General features: G+C 65.4%; 15 protein-coding genes. 8 read left to right on the plus strand and 7 right to left on the minus strand.

The window, feature by feature from the left end:
* Positions 1-12: 12 nt before the first annotated feature.
* From Herbaro_RS09850 to Herbaro_RS09875, 6 genes are all read right to left on the minus strand, one after another.
* Entirely contained in the window at positions 13-930 is a 918-nt protein-coding gene (locus Herbaro_RS09850; RefSeq protein ID WP_275013639.1) for a formyltransferase, read from the minus strand.
* Positions 927-1883, minus strand: a complete 957-nt coding sequence (locus Herbaro_RS09855) for a glycosyltransferase (protein ID WP_275013640.1) — start codon at positions 1881-1883, stop codon at positions 927-929. The genes Herbaro_RS09850 and Herbaro_RS09855 overlap by 4 nt, the downstream gene beginning before the upstream one ends.
* A 125-nt stretch (positions 1884-2008) precedes the next feature.
* Entirely contained in the window at positions 2009-3130 is a 1122-nt protein-coding gene (locus Herbaro_RS09860) for a DegT/DnrJ/EryC1/StrS family aminotransferase (protein WP_275013641.1), read from the minus strand.
* 105 nt (positions 3131-3235) lie between these two features.
* Positions 3236-3607, minus strand: a complete 372-nt coding sequence (locus Herbaro_RS09865; RefSeq protein WP_275013642.1) for an EamA family transporter — start codon at positions 3605-3607, stop codon at positions 3236-3238.
* Positions 3604-5331: a glycosyltransferase family 39 protein gene (locus tag Herbaro_RS09870; RefSeq protein WP_275013643.1), complete on the minus strand. Its 1728-nt coding sequence runs from the start codon at positions 5329-5331 to the stop codon at positions 3604-3606. Before Herbaro_RS09870 ends, Herbaro_RS09865 begins: the two co-directional genes overlap by 4 nt.
* Before the next feature lie 55 nt (positions 5332-5386).
* Positions 5387-5767 carry an Mth938-like domain-containing protein gene (locus Herbaro_RS09875; protein WP_275013645.1) on the minus strand — a complete coding sequence of 127 codons (381 nt, stop codon included), beginning with the start codon at positions 5765-5767 and terminating at the stop codon, positions 5387-5389.
* A gap of 428 nt (positions 5768-6195) precedes the next feature.
* Between Herbaro_RS09875 and Herbaro_RS09880 the strand changes: the two genes are divergently transcribed.
* Together Herbaro_RS09880 and Herbaro_RS09885 are read left to right on the plus strand one after the other, a co-directional pair.
* Complete coding sequence (locus Herbaro_RS09880; protein WP_275013646.1) at positions 6196-7425, plus strand: pyridoxal phosphate-dependent aminotransferase; 1230 nt, start codon at positions 6196-6198, stop codon at positions 7423-7425.
* A 70-nt stretch (positions 7426-7495) separates the two neighbouring features.
* Positions 7496-8806 (plus strand): homoserine dehydrogenase, encoded by a 1311-nt coding sequence (locus Herbaro_RS09885; protein ID WP_275013647.1) that lies wholly within the window; start codon positions 7496-7498, stop codon positions 8804-8806.
* A gap of 92 nt (positions 8807-8898) precedes the next feature.
* Here the strand turns inward: Herbaro_RS09885 and Herbaro_RS09890 are convergent, their stop codons facing one another.
* Positions 8899-9336, minus strand: coding sequence for a surface-adhesin E family protein (locus Herbaro_RS09890; RefSeq protein WP_275013648.1), 438 nt, complete (start codon positions 9334-9336; stop codon positions 8899-8901).
* Between the two features lie 313 nt (positions 9337-9649).
* Here Herbaro_RS09890 and thrC point away from each other — a divergent pair, with 313 nt between their 5' ends.
* The 6 genes from thrC to Herbaro_RS09920 all read left to right on the plus strand — a co-directional run bounded on the left by thrC (position 9650) and on the right by Herbaro_RS09920 (position 15626).
* Positions 9650-11110 (plus strand): threonine synthase, encoded by a 1461-nt coding sequence (gene thrC / locus Herbaro_RS09895; RefSeq protein WP_275013649.1) that lies wholly within the window; start codon positions 9650-9652, stop codon positions 11108-11110.
* Positions 11111-11290: 180 nt separating this feature from the next.
* On the plus strand, positions 11291-12571 hold the full coding sequence (locus Herbaro_RS09900) for a molybdopterin molybdotransferase MoeA (RefSeq protein WP_275013650.1): 1281 nt from the start codon (positions 11291-11293) through the stop codon (positions 12569-12571).
* Positions 12571-12828 carry a molybdopterin converting factor subunit 1 gene (gene moaD, locus Herbaro_RS09905; protein ID WP_275013651.1) on the plus strand — a complete coding sequence of 86 codons (258 nt, stop codon included), beginning with the start codon at positions 12571-12573 and terminating at the stop codon, positions 12826-12828. Before Herbaro_RS09900 ends, moaD begins: the two co-directional genes overlap by 1 nt.
* A 1-nt stretch (position 12829) precedes the next feature.
* Positions 12830-13462 (plus strand): class I SAM-dependent methyltransferase, encoded by a 633-nt coding sequence (locus tag Herbaro_RS09910; RefSeq protein ID WP_275013652.1) that lies wholly within the window; start codon positions 12830-12832, stop codon positions 13460-13462.
* 115 nt (positions 13463-13577) lie between these two features.
* Positions 13578-14987: a GntT/GntP/DsdX family permease gene (locus Herbaro_RS09915; RefSeq protein ID WP_275013653.1), complete on the plus strand. Its 1410-nt coding sequence runs from the start codon at positions 13578-13580 to the stop codon at positions 14985-14987.
* Positions 14988-15173: 186 nt separating this feature from the next.
* Positions 15174-15626 (plus strand): molybdenum cofactor biosynthesis protein MoaE, encoded by a 453-nt coding sequence (locus tag Herbaro_RS09920; protein ID WP_275013654.1) that lies wholly within the window; start codon positions 15174-15176, stop codon positions 15624-15626.
* Positions 15627-15657 lie beyond the last annotated feature (31 nt).

A 15657-nucleotide genomic window follows, 5' to 3' on the forward strand; every position in this document is an offset into this window, starting at 1 on the left:
AAGTGGCCGGAATCAGCTGGCCATGTATTTCAGGTAATTGTTGAGCGAAGCATCCTGATCGTTGATCTGGATGCCCAGGATCTGGAGGAAGTTGCCGTCGCCGCAGCGAGCGTAGAGCTTGCCTCCTTCAAAGAACTTGTCCTGCATGCCGTGGGCCTTCTGCAAGGCAAGATGGGCCGACGGCGGAACCAGTCGGGTTCTCGACACCGTAATTTTATCACCCGCGATTTCCTCGAAGGCCCCGGGGTAGGGCGGAGCCACCGCGCGCACCAGGTTATGTACCTCGCGCGCCGTGCGGCGCCAGTCGATGCGGCCGTCTTCCGGCTTGCGTCCGCCGAAATAGCTGCCCTTGGCAAGCTCGTTGGGCAGGTTGGGCGTACGGTCGGCCAGCATGGCCGGCAACACGCCCCAGAGCGTCTGCTCGGCGGCCACCACGACCTTGCCGAACACCTCGTAGGCGGTGTCTTCGGGCAGGATCGGCACGGCGGTCTGGGCCACGATGGCGCCGGCGTCGGGCTTGATGGTCATCTCGTGCAAGGTGGCGCCGGTCTCGGTCTCGCCGTGCAGCACCGCCCAGTTGATGGGCACGCGGCCGCGATACTTCGGCAGCAGCGAGCCGTGCATGTTGTAGGCGCCGCGCTTGGCCGTGGCCAGCACCTCGATGGGCAGCATGTGGCGGTAGTAGAAGCTGAAGATGAAGTCCGGCTGGGCCGCCTGCACCTGCGCCAGCAGTTGCGGCGACTTCGGGTCGGAGGGGGTGATGAACGGGATGCCGTTGTCGCGGCAGACGCCGGCCACGGAACCGAACCAGATGTTCTCGCCGGGACTGTCCTCATGGGTGACCACCAGCGCCACATGCACGCCGCGCGCCAGCAGCACCTTCAGGCAGCGTACGCCCACGTCATGGTATGCGAATACGACGGCGTTCATGATATCTGCTTGTCCTCTTCGGAGGATTGTTCGAGGATGGCTTGCACCACGTAGCGGGGGCGCGCGCGCACCTGCATGTAGATGCGGCCGATGTATTCGCCCAGGAGGCCGATCGAGAACAGGATCACGCCCATCAGGAAGAAGGTGATGGCGAACAGCGTGAACACGCCGCCGACTTCGGCGCCGATCAGCAGGCGGCGCAGCACGATCAGGATGAACAGCGCCGCCGAGGCGAACGACAGGCCGATGCCCAGCAGCGAGAAGAACTGCAGCGGCACCAGCGAGAAGCCGGTCACCAGGTCGAAGTTCAGGCGGATCAGGCTGTAGAACGAATACTTGGATTCGCCGGCCGAGCGCTCCTCGTGCTCCACCGTGATTTCAGTGGGCTTGCGCGCGAAGGTGTAGGCCAGCGCCGGCACGAAGGTGTTGACCTCGCGGCACTGGTTGACCAGGTCGATGACGTTGCGGCCATAGGCGCGCAGCATGTTGCCCTGGTCGGTCATCTTGATGCGGGTAATCTTCTCGCGCAGGCGGTTCATGGCCTTGGAGGCATAGGTGCGCCAGGCAGAGTCCTGGCGCTTGCGGCGGATCGAGCCGACGTAGTCGTAGCCCTCGCGCATCTTGGCCACCAGGTTGCCGATTTCTTCCGGCGGGTTCTGCAGGTCGGCGTCCAGCGTGACGATCACTTCGCCGCGGGTCGCCTCGAAACCCGCCATGATCGCCATGTGCTGGCCATAGTTGCCGTTGAACAGCACGACGCGGGTAACGTCCGGGCGAATGCGGTACTGCTCGGCCAGGATGCCGGCGGAGCGGTCGCGGCTGCCGTCGTTGACGAAGATCACTTCGTAGCTGTAGCCCAAGGCGTCCAGCGCCGGGTAGAGGCGCTCGAACAGCTTGGCGAGGCCGGATTCCTCGTTATATACCGGGATGACGACGGACAGTTCTGGTTTCATCAATGGCTGCTGCTGAAATAGGTCAAAGGCCCGAAGCCGCGGCGACCGGCGGTGTCGCGGCATTCAGGCCCGCTTGAAGCGAAAATGCGAATTGTGCCGAATTTAAACGGAAAATTGATACAAAATCAACGCAATACCGATTTTACTGTTTCGACCGCGCGCAGAACGTCATCTTTACTCATTGCATTGAACATCGGCAAGGAGACGATGCGACGGCCCACGCGTTCGGCCACCGGGAACATGCCTTCCTTGAAGCCGCGCTCGCGATACAGCTGCAGCAGGTGGATGGCCGGATAGTGGTAGCCGATGCCGACTTGCTTTTCCATCATCTTTTCCATGAAGGCGGCGCGCGTGATGCGCTCCGGCAAGACCAGCTGGAACATGTGCCAGTTCGAATTCTCGAAATCGGCCACCGGCAGTTGGGCGCCGTATTCGGCTTCGAAGCCGTCGCCGAAGGCGGCGAAATAATGGCGCGCCAGTTCCTTGCGGTGCGCGGTGATGGCGTCGATGTGGGCGAACTGGCCCAGGCCGATCGCCGCGGCGATGTCGGTCATGTTGAACTTGCCGCCCAGTACGTCGACTTCCAGCCCGTCGAAGCCGCTGCGGGTCACGCCCTGCAGGCGATACTTCTCAGCCAGGCGGGCTTCTTCGGCGTTGTTCAGGACCAGGAAGCCGCCTTCCGAACTGGTGATGTTCTTGTTGGCCTGCAGGCTGAAGGAGATGAAGTCGCCGAAGGCGCCGATGCGGCGGCCGTTCCAGGTCGAACCCAGGGCTTGGGCGGCGTCTTCCACCACGCGCAGGTTGTGCTTTTTGGCGATCGCGTAGAGGCGGTCCATGTCCACCGGCAGGCCGGACAGGTAGACCGGGATCACGGCCTTGGTGCGCGGCGTGATTGCGGCCTCGAGCTTGTCCAGGTCGATGTTGCGGGTGACCGGATCAATATCGGCGAACACCGGCGTGGCGCCGGTTTCCAGGATCACGTTGGCGGTCGCCACCCAGGAGATCGGAGTGGTGATGACCTCGTCGCCGGCGCCGATGCCGGCGATACGCAGCGCGATCTCCATGGTGCAGGTGCCGGAGTTGAAGGTGCGCACGATGCGGCCGCCGAGGTAGTCGGACAAGGCCTTTTCAAACGCCTGCACCTTGGGGCCGCTGGTGATCCAGCCCGAGCGCAGCACGTCGGCTACGGCGGCGATGGTCGGCTCGTCGATGGTGGGTTTGGCGAACGGCAGGAAGGGCAAGCTCATGGGTCGTTTCTGGTCAGGCGAATTCGTGGGAGGGACGCACCGGTCGCGATGCTTGCCCGCGCCCAGGGCGGCGGGCAATGGCGGCCGGCAGCGCGCTATTGTAAATCAGCTTCTGGTCAGCAAAACCACGCCGACGATGATCACCCCGATGGCGAGCAGGCGCTGGGCGGAAACCACTTCCCCCAGGAAGTACCAGGCGCCGATGGCGTTGATGATGTAGCCCAGCGAGAGCATCGGGTAGGCGACGGTCACATCCACCCGCGACAGGCCGATGATCCACACCACTACCGAGATCACGTAGCACGACAGGCCGCCGATGATGGGCAGCTGCGTGGCCAGCTTGAGGCCGGTGGCAAACCAGTTCCCGGCGGTCAGGTGGATCGCGCCGACGGCATTGGTGCCGGCCTTGAGCAGCAGCTGCGCCACCGCATTGAGGCAGATGCCGGCGAAGATGAAGCCGAAGGTGGCGAGGTTCATTGCGCCGCCTTCTTGCCGGGTGCAGCCGTGTCGGACGGCGCCGGGTCATTGGCCACGATCACGCGGCGCGGGTCCTGGCCGATCAGGCGCATCGGCAGCTTGCGCTCCTGCAGTTCCTTGTAGCGCGTCGGATCCATGATGGCGATATCTTTCTTGCCGGCCGCGTTGTCGGCCACCCACTGCGCCACGAAGGCGTCGATGGTCGGCAGCCACAGCTGCGGCTCCTGCTTCAGGCCGAATTCCATTTCATCGGCGTGCTGCACCAGCGTCATCGTGCGGCGCAGGTAGAAGGGCAGCGCCTGTTCGTAGCGGCCGACCAGGTAGATCGGGGTTTCCGGCTTGAGCTCGGCCTGCAGCGCCGGCACGTAGTCGACGCCGGCCGAATAGCGGCCCTGCGGGTCGTGGCCCAGCATCAGCAGCTGGCCGGCGATGAAGGCGCTGGCGGCCAGCGCGGTCACGGCTGCATCCTTGTGCAGGCGCGCCAGGCGGATGGCGGCGACGCCGCCGATGAAGAAGATCAGCGCGCCGGCGTACAGGTAGGGGATGTGCGCCTCCACCAGCGGCAGCGAGAACGCATCCTTGGCCAGCGCGGGCACGCGCGGGATGAACGCCAGCGCCACCGCGCTGGGCACCGCCACCAGCGAGCCGGCCCAGGCCAGCGCCTTATAGTCGGCGCGTTCGAGATAGCAGGCGATCAGCAGCGCCAGCGCCGGGAAGATCGGCAGGATGTAGGACGGCAGCTTGGAGTCGGAGATGCTGAAGAACAGGAAGATGAACACGGCCCAGATCAGCAGCATCTTCTTGGGTTGGAAGCGGCCGCCGTTCAGGCTGTTGTAGCCGCCCGTGTCGCGTTGCTCGCGCATGCCTTGCCACAGGCCCTGGAAGAACACGCCCAGCCAGGGGACGATGCCCAGCAGCAGGATGGGAATGAAGTAGTACCAGGGGCCCGTGCGGCTATGGATCTTGGAGGTGAAGCGCTGGAAGTGCTCGTGGATGAAAAAGAACTGCGGGAACTCCGGGTTGCGCAGCGACACCGCCACGAACCACGGCGTGGTGATGACGAAGAACAGCACCAGGCCCTTGAACAGGTGCAAGCGCTTCCAGATCGCCCAGTCGCGCGAGAACAGCGTGTACAGCACCAGCACCGCGCCCGGCAGCACGATGCCGATCAGGCCCTTGGACAGCACCGCCAGCGCCATGCCGGCCCAGCACAGCAGCATCCAGTTGCGCTGGCTGTCGCGCGAGGCGCCGTCGCGCTGCCCCATCAGCAGCGCGCACAGCGAGATGGTCATCATGCCGGACAGGCCCATGTCCAGCGTGTTGATATGGCCCATGCCGGCCCAGAAGAAGCTCGACGCCAGCACCAGCGCCGCATAGAAACCGACGCGCCCGCTGAACACGCGGGCGCCGGTGTAGCCGGCCAGGCCGATGCCGAGCAAGCCGCACAGGCCGGTCCACAGCCGCGCCTGCCATTCGCCCAGGCCGAACAGTTCGAACGTGATGGCGTTCATCCAGGTCTGCAGCGGCGGCTTTTCGAAATACTTGATGCCGTTCAGGCGGGTGGTGATCCAGTCCTGCGTGGCCACCATCTCGCGCGCCATCTCGGCGTAGCGGCCCTCATCGGTCGGCACCAGGACGCGCGCGCCCAGCATCCAGAACCAGACCAGCAGAAACAGGATAAGCAGCGTCCAGACGAACGCCTTCGATTTGTACAGTTCGCGCATTGACGGCGGTTCCTTGTGCGTGTTCTTGGGTTTCTTGTCGCGGCAAAGCGCGGGCTCAGGCCTTGGGCGCGATGATCAGCGCCAGCGCCACCTTGCGTCCCTCCGCCATGAGGATGTTGTAGGTGCGGCAGGCGGCCTGGTTGTCCATGCATTCGACGCCGATGCGGCGCGCGGTCAGGACCGTGATCAGCTTGGGATGGACGAAGCGCTGGCGCTCGCCGGTGCCCAGGATCACCACGTCGGGCGCGGTGGCGTCGATCTGCTCGAAGTTGGCTGCGGTGAGCGCATCGAAGCTCTCCACCGGCCACGGCACCGGATCGCTCTCGGGCAGCACCAGCAGGCTGTTGGTGAAGCGGATCGCGTTGAGTTCGACGCCATCCTCATCGTAGCCGGTGACGGTCTGGTATTGCTTGGTTTCAGTAGTGTGAAGCTTCATCGCAAGACGGGCTGGAATGGTGACGGGTGATGCAGCCGGATGAGCGCCGGGCCGGCGGCCGCGATGTCATTCCGACATGCATTGCAGCAATCTGGTCGTAAAGTGCAGCATTGTAGCCGTTTCCATCTCCGGCGCGCGCCTATTTGATTGATAAAATGGACAGCTTTGGGCAAAATGGCCGGTTCCCGACCCACAGGCCGCGCGGCTTTCGGAGCGCATTTGCCGGTCTTCGCCGCAGCCTCGCGCTGCACTGCAACCAGGCGCCCGGCCCCGGCCCAAAATCCAGGGAAATTGCCGCGAGGCACAGAAATGCAAACCAGATGAATGCGCCGTGATGGAGACGCTGGAGCCGGAAAGGTTCCGAGCCCCGCGGTGCCAAGGAGGGCGCGGCTTGTAAAATCCGCGCCGAAACGTGTAGAGGAAGAGCTGTGCGACCGATTCAGAAATCCAAGAAGCTGGCAGATGTGTGTTACGACATTCGTGGTCCCGTGCTGGAAAAAGCGCGTCAGATGGAGGAAGAGGGCCACAAGATCATCAAGCTCAACATCGGCAACCTGGCCGCGTTCGGCTTCGACGCGCCCGACGAGATCGTGCAGGACATGATCCGCAACATGGGCAACGCCTCCGGCTACACCGACTCCAAGGGCCTGTTCGCGCCGCGCAAGTCGGTCATGCACTACACCCAGCAAAAGAACATCCAGGGCGTCTCCATCGACGACATCTACCTCGGCAACGGCGCCTCCGAGCTGATCGTCATGAGCGTGAACGCGCTCTTGAACACCGGCGACGAAGTGCTGGTGCCGTCGCCCGACTATCCGCTGTGGACCGCCGCGGTCAGCCTGTCCGGCGGCACCCCGGTGCACTACGTCTGCGACGAGCAGCAAGGCTGGCAGCCCGACGTCGCCGACATCAAGAAAAAGATCACGCCCAACACCAAGGCCATCGTGGTCATCAACCCCAACAACCCGACCGGCGCGCTGTACTCGGTCGAGGTGCTGAAGGAAATCATCGAGCTGGCGCGCCAGCACCAGCTCATCGTGCTGGCCGACGAGATCTACGACAAGGTGCTCTACGACGGCAACACCCACACCTCGCTGGCCTCGCTGGCCGACGACGTGCTGTTCATCACCTTCAACGGCCTGTCCAAGAACTACCGCTCCTGCGGCTACCGTGCCGGCTGGATGGTGGTCTCGGGCGAGAAGAAGCATGCGCGCGACTACATCGAAGGCCTCAACATGCTGGCCTCGATGCGCCTGTGCGCCAACGCGCCCGGGCAGTACGCGATCCAGACCGCGCTGGGCGGCTACCAGAGCATCAACGACCTGGTCGCGCCCAACGGCCGCCTGACCAAGCAGCGCGACCTGGCGCACCGGCTGCTCACGGAGATTCCCGGCGTCACCTGCGTCAAGCCGAAGTCGGCGCTGTACATGTTCCCGCGCCTGGATCCGGAAATCTACCCGATCAAGGACGACCAGGAGTTCGCCTACGAGCTGCTGGCCGAGGAGAAGGTGCTGATCGTGCAGGGCACCGGTTTCAACTGCCCCACGCCGGATCACTTCCGCGTCGTGTTCCTGCCCAACACCGACGACCTGACCGAGTCCATGGGCCGCATCGCCCACTTCCTCGAAGGCTATCGCCGCCGCCACGGCACCGCGTAAGGCTTGCTGCATCCGCCGCCTCGGAGGGCTGGAGGCGGCGGCAATTTTTCACCAACCACGAAGACAATTCATGAAATCCATCAAAGTAGGTTTGCTCGGCATCGGCACCGTGGGTTCCGGTACTTTCAATGTACTCAAGCGCAACCAGGAAGAAATCGCCGGCCGCGCGGGCAGGGGCATTGAAATTACCATGGTGGCCGATCTCAACACCGAGCGCGCCACCGAGCTGACCAATGGAGAAGTCAAGGTTGTCAACGACGCCAACCTGGTGGTGAACGATCCCGACATCGACATCGTCATCGAGCTCATCGGCGGCTACGGCATCGCCAAGGAGCTGGTGCTCAAGGCCATCGCCAACGGCAAGCACGTGGTCACCGCCAACAAGGCGCTGATCGCCACGCACGGCAACGAGATCTTCCGCGCCGCCCAGGAAAAGGGCGTGATGGTGGCGTTCGAGGCCGCCGTGGCCGGCGGCATCCCCATCATCAAGGCGCTGCGCGAAGGCCTCACCGCCAACCGCATCCAGTGGATCGCCGGCATCATCAACGGCACCACCAACTTCATCCTCTCCGAGATGCGCGACAAGGGCCTGGACTTCGACGTCGTACTGAAGGAAGCGCAACGCCTGGGCTACGCCGAGGCCGATCCGACCTTCGACATCGAAGGCGTGGACGCCGCCCACAAGCTGACCATCATGGCCTCGATCGCCTTCGGCATCCCGGTGCAGTTCGACCGCGCGCACGTCGAAGGCATCACCAAGCTGCAGGCCAGCGACATCACCTACGCCGAACAGCTGGGCTACCGCATCAAGCTGCTGGGCATCACGCGCCAGACCGGCCGTGGCATCGAGCTGCGTGTGCACCCGACGCTGATCCCGGCGCAGCGCCTGATCGCCAACGTGGAAGGCGCGATGAACGCGGTGGTGGTGCGCGGCGACGCCGTCGGCGAGACCCTGTATTACGGCAAGGGCGCCGGTTCCGAGCCGACCGCCTCGGCCGTGATCGCCGACCTGGTCGATATCACCCGCCTGGCCACTGCCGATCCGGAACACCGCGTGCCTTACCTGGCGTTCCAGCCCAACGCCATGGCCGACACGCCGGTGCTGCCGATGGCCGAAGTGACCACCAGCTACTACCTGCGCATGCGCGTGGCCGACAAGGCCGGCGTACTGGCCGACGTCACCCGCATCCTGGCCGATTCGTCGATCTCGATCGACGCCATGCTGCAAAAGGAGCCGGCCGAGGGCGAACAGCAGACCGATATCATCATGCTGACCCACCAGACCCAGGAGAAGAACATCGAGGCCGCCATCACCAAGATCGAAGCCCTGGCCACGCTGGCCGGCAAGGTGACCAAGATCCGCCTGGAAGAGCTGAACTGAGCTGAACCGTTGCGGCAGCGTCCGGCGCCGCAATGAAAAACGGAGCCCGCGGGCTCCGTTTTTTTATCGCTGCGCCAAGGCGGCCGCGATGCTTACTTCTTGATCTCGAAACCGCACACCGCCTGCTGCATGGCGTCGCCCACCGACAGCGGCTTGGTCTTCTCGAACTGCGAGTTCTTCAGTGCATCGGAATGGTCGCGCTTGTCGCCCTTGCCGTCGTTCTCGGCGAAGATGATCTCGCGCACCAGCCTCATCGTGCCGGCCTTGCAGTTGTACTGGTGCAGGTCCTTGTAGGACTTCAGCGTGGGGAAGCCGCTGTCGCCGGTGTTGGGACGCGCTTCCTTGAAATTCCACAGCGACCAGGCTTCGCGGATGCCGCCGGATTCGACGATGGAGTCGGTGTCCACCAGCAGTTCGGACTGGTCCGTTCCGCCCAGCGATTGCCAGTTCTCGGCATGGGCCGGCGCGGTTGCCAGCAAAGCGGCAAACAGACCGGAGATCGCCAGCAGGGATTTTGTATTCTGTTTCATGCTGTTTCCATCCTTGTTTCGTTGAAGGCCGTCGTTGGATGCGTCGCCCGGCGGCAAGCCGGCGTCGTCGGCGCATCGCAGCAAAGTGCCGCAGCATAGCCCGCCTGTCGTCGGCTTTCAAGGGCGGTAACGTTTTATTGCACTCGCATGTCGTCGCGCTTGCGGTTTCCGCAATGAAACAGGCGCAGGCCGATGCCCTCCGGACGCAGGCGCCGGGCGGTCCGCAAATGTGACGGGCAGGGCGCGGGGGAGGCTATAATGGCCGTCTTTTCCCGCTTTTCCTCCTACCACGCGCCTGCTGCCTTCATACGTCATGCAATACGTCTCCACACGCGGTCATTCTGCAACTCCCTCCTTTTCCGAAATCCTGCTGGGCGGCCTGGCGCCGGACGGCGGCCTGTACCTGCCGTCGCAATACCCGCAGGTGACCGGCGCCGAGCTGGACCAATGGCGCAAGCTGTCCTACGCCGACCTGGCGTTCGAGGTGCTCAGGAAATTCGCCACCGACATCCCCGAGGCAGACCTGAAGGCGCTGGCGCACAAGACCTATACCGCCGACGTCTACCGCAACACCCGCGCCGGCGAGGACGCCTCGCAGATCACGCCGCTGCGCACGCTGGAAGACAAGGATGGCAAGAAGCTGGTGCTGCAGGGCTTGTCCAACGGCCCGACGCTCGCCTTCAAGGACATGGCCATGCAACTGCTGGGCAACCTGTTCGAATACGCGCTGGCCAGGAAGGGCGCCGAGCTCAACATCGTCGGCGCCACCTCGGGCGACACCGGCAGCGCCGCCGAATATGCGATGCGCGGCAAGAAGGGCATCCGCGTCTTCATGCTGTCGCCGCACAAGAAGATGAGTGCGTTCCAGACCGCGCAGATGTTCAGCCTGCAGGATCCCAATATCTTCAACATCGCCGTCCAGGGCGTGTTCGACGATTGCCAGGACATCGTCAAGGCCATCTCCAACGACCTCGACTACAAGGCCGCCAAGAAGATCGGCACGGTCAATTCCATCAACTGGGCGCGCGTGGTGGCGCAGGTGGTGTACTACTTCCGCGGCTACCTGGCGGCCACCAGCGCCAATGACCAGAAGGTATCGTTCACCGTCCCTTCGGGCAACTTCGGCAATATCTGCGCCGGCCACATCGCGCGCATGATGGGCCTGCCCATCGACAAGCTGGTGGTGGCCACCAACGAGAACGACGTGCTCGACGAGTTCTTCCGCACCGGCGTCTACCGCGTGCGCAAGTCGGCCGAGACGTATCACACCAGCAGTCCCAGCATGGACATCAGCAAGGCCTCCAACTTCGAGCGCTTCGTCTTCGACCTGCTGGGCCGCGACGCCGGCCGCGTCAAGGCGCTGTTCCACAAGGTCGAGACCGCCGGCGGCTTCGACCTGACCGGCAAGCCGGGCAGCGACGGCGACGAGTTCGCCAGCGTGATCAAGTACGGCTTCGCTTCCGGCCGCTCGACCCACGCCGACCGCCTGGATACCATCCGCTTCGCCGAACAGGCCTACGGCATCACCGTGGACACCCATACCGCCGACGGCATCAAGGTGGCGCGCGAGAACCTGAGCCCGGGCGTCACCATGATCGTGCTGGAAACCGCGCTGCCGGCCAAGTTCAACGAGACCATCCGCGAAGCCCTGGGGCGCGACGCCGACCGTCCGGCCGGTTTCGAGAATATCGAGGCGCTGCCGCAGCGCTTCGAGGTGATGCAGGCCGAGGCCGCGCAGGTGAAGGCGTTCGTGGCCGAGCATACCGGCCTGTAAGCGCGCAGGACGTACCGACGCCGCTCGCGCCATGACGGTGCGCGCGGCGTTTTTCATGGCGCCGCAGCCTCGTCGGCGCGCGGCGGAAAGGACGGCCCGATTGCATTAGAATGTCAGGCCGCTGTATCGGCGCAACGCCAGCGCGCCGGCAACCCATCCAGGATCCGCAACAGGCCAGACATGCAAGCCAACACCACTGCACAGAATTCTTCCGGACCAACCGCGCAGCCGGCCCGCGCGCCGCTGCAAAGCGTGGAACAGGCGCTGCGCACCTTGCTCGACGCCGCCGTTCCGGTCGAGGGCGTGGAGACCGTCCCCACGCTGGAGGCCTGCGGCCGCGTGCTGGCGGCGCCGGTGCTGGCCCACATCAACGTGCCGGGCATGAACAATTCGCAGATGGACGGCTACGCCGTGCGCGCGGCCGACTGCGCCTCGGGCCAGGCGCGCCTGCGGGTGTCGCAGCGCATTGCCGCCGGCCATGTCGGCCAGCCGCTGCAGCCCGGCACCGCCGCGCGCATCTTCACCGGCGCGATGATGCCGGAGGGCGCCGACGCGGTGGTCATGCAAGAGTCCTGCGAGGCCGACGGCGAGCACGTGGTGGTGCGCCATGTCCCCAGGCCGGGCGAATGGGTGCGCTACATCGGCGAAGACATCCGCCAGGGCGGCGTCATCCTCGCCGCCGGCGCGCGCCTGCGTCCGCAGGAGCTGGGCCTGGCGGCATCGGTCGGGCAGGCCGATCTCCAGGTGCGCCGCCGCGCGCGCGTGGCGGTGTTCTTCACCGGCGATGAACTGGCCATGCCGGGCGAAGCGCTCAAGCCCGGCGCCATCTACAACTCCAACCGCTTCCTTCTGCGCGGCCTGCTGCAACAGCTGGGGTGCGAGATCAGCGACTACGGCATCGTCCCCGACAACCTCGACGCGACCCGCGAGACCTTGCGCCAGGCGGCGCAGCGGCACGACCTGATCATCACCAGCGGCGGCGTCTCGGTGGGGGAGGAAGACCACGTCAAGCCGGCGGTGGAAGCGCAAGGGCGCATCAACATGTGGCAGATCGCCATGAAGCCGGGCAAGCCGCTGGCTTTCGGCGAAGTGAACCGCGCCTCGTCCCAGGATGGCCGCGCTTTCTTCATCGGCCTGCCGGGCAATCCGGTGTCGTCCTTCGTCACCTTCCTGGTGTTCGTGCGGCCCTTCCTGCTGCGCCTGCAGGGCCTGCCGCGCGAAGCCGCGCTGCCGGCGCCGGTGACCATGCGCGCCGACTTCGACTGGAAGAAGGCCGACAAGCGCCAGGAGTTCCTGCGCGTGCGCCGCAACGACCGCGGCGGGCTCGACCTCTTCCCCAGCCAAGGCTCCAACGTGCTGACCTCCACCGTGTGGGCCGATGGCCTGGTCGACAATGCGCCGGGCCGCACCATCGCCGCCGGCGACATCGTTTCCTTCATCTCTTTCCAGGATCTGCTCTGATGAAAATCGAACTCCGCTTCTTCGCCAGCGTGCGCGAAGCGCTCCAGACATCGCAGGAAGTGATCACGCTGCCCGACAGCGTCAAGACCGTGGGCGACGTGCGCGCTTTCCTGATCGGCCGCGGCGGCGCCTGGACCGAGGTGCTCGGTCCCGAGAAGAACCTGCGCATGGCCTACGACCATGTGATGACCGAGGCCGACACCGAGATCGCCGACGGCGGCGAGGTTGCGTTCTTCCCGCCGGTGACCGGTGGCTGAGATGGCCGCCAAGGACGACGCGTCGGCCGGCACGCTGGGCCACTACAGCCGTAACGCCGACGACTTCCGCGCCGGCACCTGGGGCCATGACGTCAGCCAGAACATCGGGGCCTTGCTGGATGCCTTGTCGATGCGCCCGGGCGCTGCCGGCGCCGGTCCGTTCTCGATCCTCGATTTCGGCTGCGGCCCGGGGCGCGACCTGCTTGCCTGGTCCCGGCTGGGCCATGAGGCAGTCGGCCTGGACGGCGCCGGCGAGTTCGTGCGCATGGCGCGCGAGGCTTCCGGTTGCGAAGTGCTGCACCAGGATTTCCTCGCGCTGGATCTGCCGCCGCAGCGCTTCGACGGCATCTTCGCCAACGCCTCGCTGTTCCACGTGCCCTCGGCCGAACTGCCGCGCGTGCTGGCGCAGCTGCGCGCGGCGCTGAAGGAAGGCGGCATCCTGTTCAGCTCCAACCCGCGCGGCGAGGATGTCGAAGGCTGGAGCGGCGAACGCTATGGCGTGTGGCACAGCCTGGCGGGCTGGCGCAGCTACCTGGTCGCTGCAGGATTCATGGAATTGCGGCATTATTACCGCCCCGACGGACTGCCGCGCGAGCAGCAGCCGTGGCTGGCCAGCGTCTGGCGCAAGATCTGACGCGGCGGCAGGCGGCGCCCGATGGCGCTGCGATCCGTTTTCTTTGGGAGGAGACAGGGCATGCGCCAAACATGCCCGACCAAAGGGGAGATGCAACAGACGCCATGAACAATGAATGGCGCGCATTCATCCACACCTGAAGAAGGAACACATCGTGATATCCACCCAACTGGCCGCCTGGGCGGCCCAGGACACCCAGCTGCTGCTGGTGACGCTGGCCGCGCTGGTCGCCATCGTCGTCCTGATCAGCTTCCTCTCCATCGCTCCCTTCCTCGCCATCCTGATCGGCACCTTCGTGGCCGGCATCGGCGCCGGCCTGCCGCTGGAAGACATCGCCAAGGCGTTCAGCAAGGGCGCCGGCAGCATCCTCGGCGAGGCCGGCATCATCATCGCCCTGGGCGCCATGCTGGGGGCCCTGATGGCCGACTCCGGCGCGGCCGACCGGATCGTCACCACCTTGCTGCGCTACGCGCGCGGCCGCGCCATCCCGTGGATGATGGCGGTGGTGGCGCTGGTGATCGGCCTGCCGCTGTTCTTCGAGGTCGGCCTGGTGATGATGGCGCCGATCATCTTCGTCATGGCGCGCCGCGCCGAGCTGCCCATCATGCGCGTGGCCATTCCCGCGCTGGCCGGCATGACCACGCTGCACGCGCTGCTGCCGCCGCACCCGGGCCCGCTGATCGCCGTCGGCGCGCTGCATGCGGACCTCGGCACCACCATGCTGCTGGGCTTCCTGGTGGCGATCCCGGCGGTCGTCATCGCCGGCCCGCTGTACGGCAATTTCCTGGCGCCGCGGCTGAACGTGAGCGAGCCTGACCAGATCGGCAAGCTGTTCACCGCCCGCGAGCAGCAGACCCAGCCGGGCTTCTTCCCGGCGCTGGTCACCATCCTGCTGCCGGTTGTGCTGATGCTGGGCCGCACCGTGGCGCGCATCTGGGTCGCGCCCAAGACGGAGCTGTATGAAATGCTCAACTTCTTCGGCGAACCCATCATCGCGCTCACCGTCACCGTGCTGTTCGCCGTGGTGGTGCTGGGCTGGGGGCAGGGCACCAGCCGCTTCGACGTCGGCGCCACGCTGCGTAAGGCGCTGCCGCCGATCGCCGGCCTGCTGCTGACCATCGGCGCCGGCGGCGGCCTGAAGCAGGCGCTGCTGACCGCGGGCATCAGCGACACCATCACCAAGGTCGCGGCCGGCACCCACATGCCGCTGATCTTGCTGGCATGGATCATCGCCGTGGCGCTGCGCCAGGCCACCGGCTCGGCCACCGTGGCCACCACCGCCACGGCCGGCATCGTCGCGCCGCTGGTGGCGGGCCTGTCGGCCACCCACAACTCGCTGATGGCGCTGGCCATCGGCGCCGGCTCGGTGTTCTTCTGCCACGTCAACGACGCAGGCTTCTGGATGGTGAAGGAATACTTCGGCCTGAACCTGAAGCAGACGCTGGCGACCTGGTCGGTAATCCAGACGCTGGTGTCGGTCATCGGCCTGGGCATGACGCTGGTGCTGTGGGGGCTGCTTGTCTAAGCCGGATTTCATGCTGCTGGCGGTGTTCTGTTCGTTCGTCCTCGCCTTGTGGCGGGGGCGTTAGCTGCATACGCCGTCGACGCCGCTGGATCGCGGCCTGCGCGGGGCCCGGCGGCGTTTGCAGCCAGCCCTGCGCTGGTAGAATCTGTTGCTGCACTTTCTCCATCGCCCATTACCGATTGCGCCATGCCCATACGCGTCCAGACCGCCGATTTCGATCTCTCCGCCGAGGTGGCGCAACTGCGCCTGTCCAATCCCAAGGTCGGCGCGGTGGTGAGCTTCGTCGGCACGGTGCGCGACCTCAATGACGGCGCCGCGGTTTCCGAAATGGAGCTGGAGCACTATCCCGAGATGACCGAGCGCGCGCTGGAGCAGATCGTGGCACAGGCCAAGTCGCGCTGGCCGATCTTCGACGCGCTGGTGATCCACCGCGTCGGCCCAATGCGGCCGCAGGAGCAGATCGTGCTGGTGGCGGTGACCTCGCCGCACCGGGGCGAAGCCTTCGCCGCCTGCGAATTCATCATGGACTACCTCAAGACCCAGGCGCCGTTCTGGAAGAAGGAACAGACGCGCGCCGGCGCCCGCTGGGTCGACGCCCGCGAGAGCGACGACGCCGCGCTCGGCAAGTGGAAACAATAAGGCCGCAGCGACGGCCGCGCATCGCACCAAC

Source organism: Herbaspirillum sp. WKF16 (genome assembly GCF_028993615.1).
GTDB lineage: Bacteria > Pseudomonadota > Gammaproteobacteria > Burkholderiales > Burkholderiaceae_D > Herbaspirillum.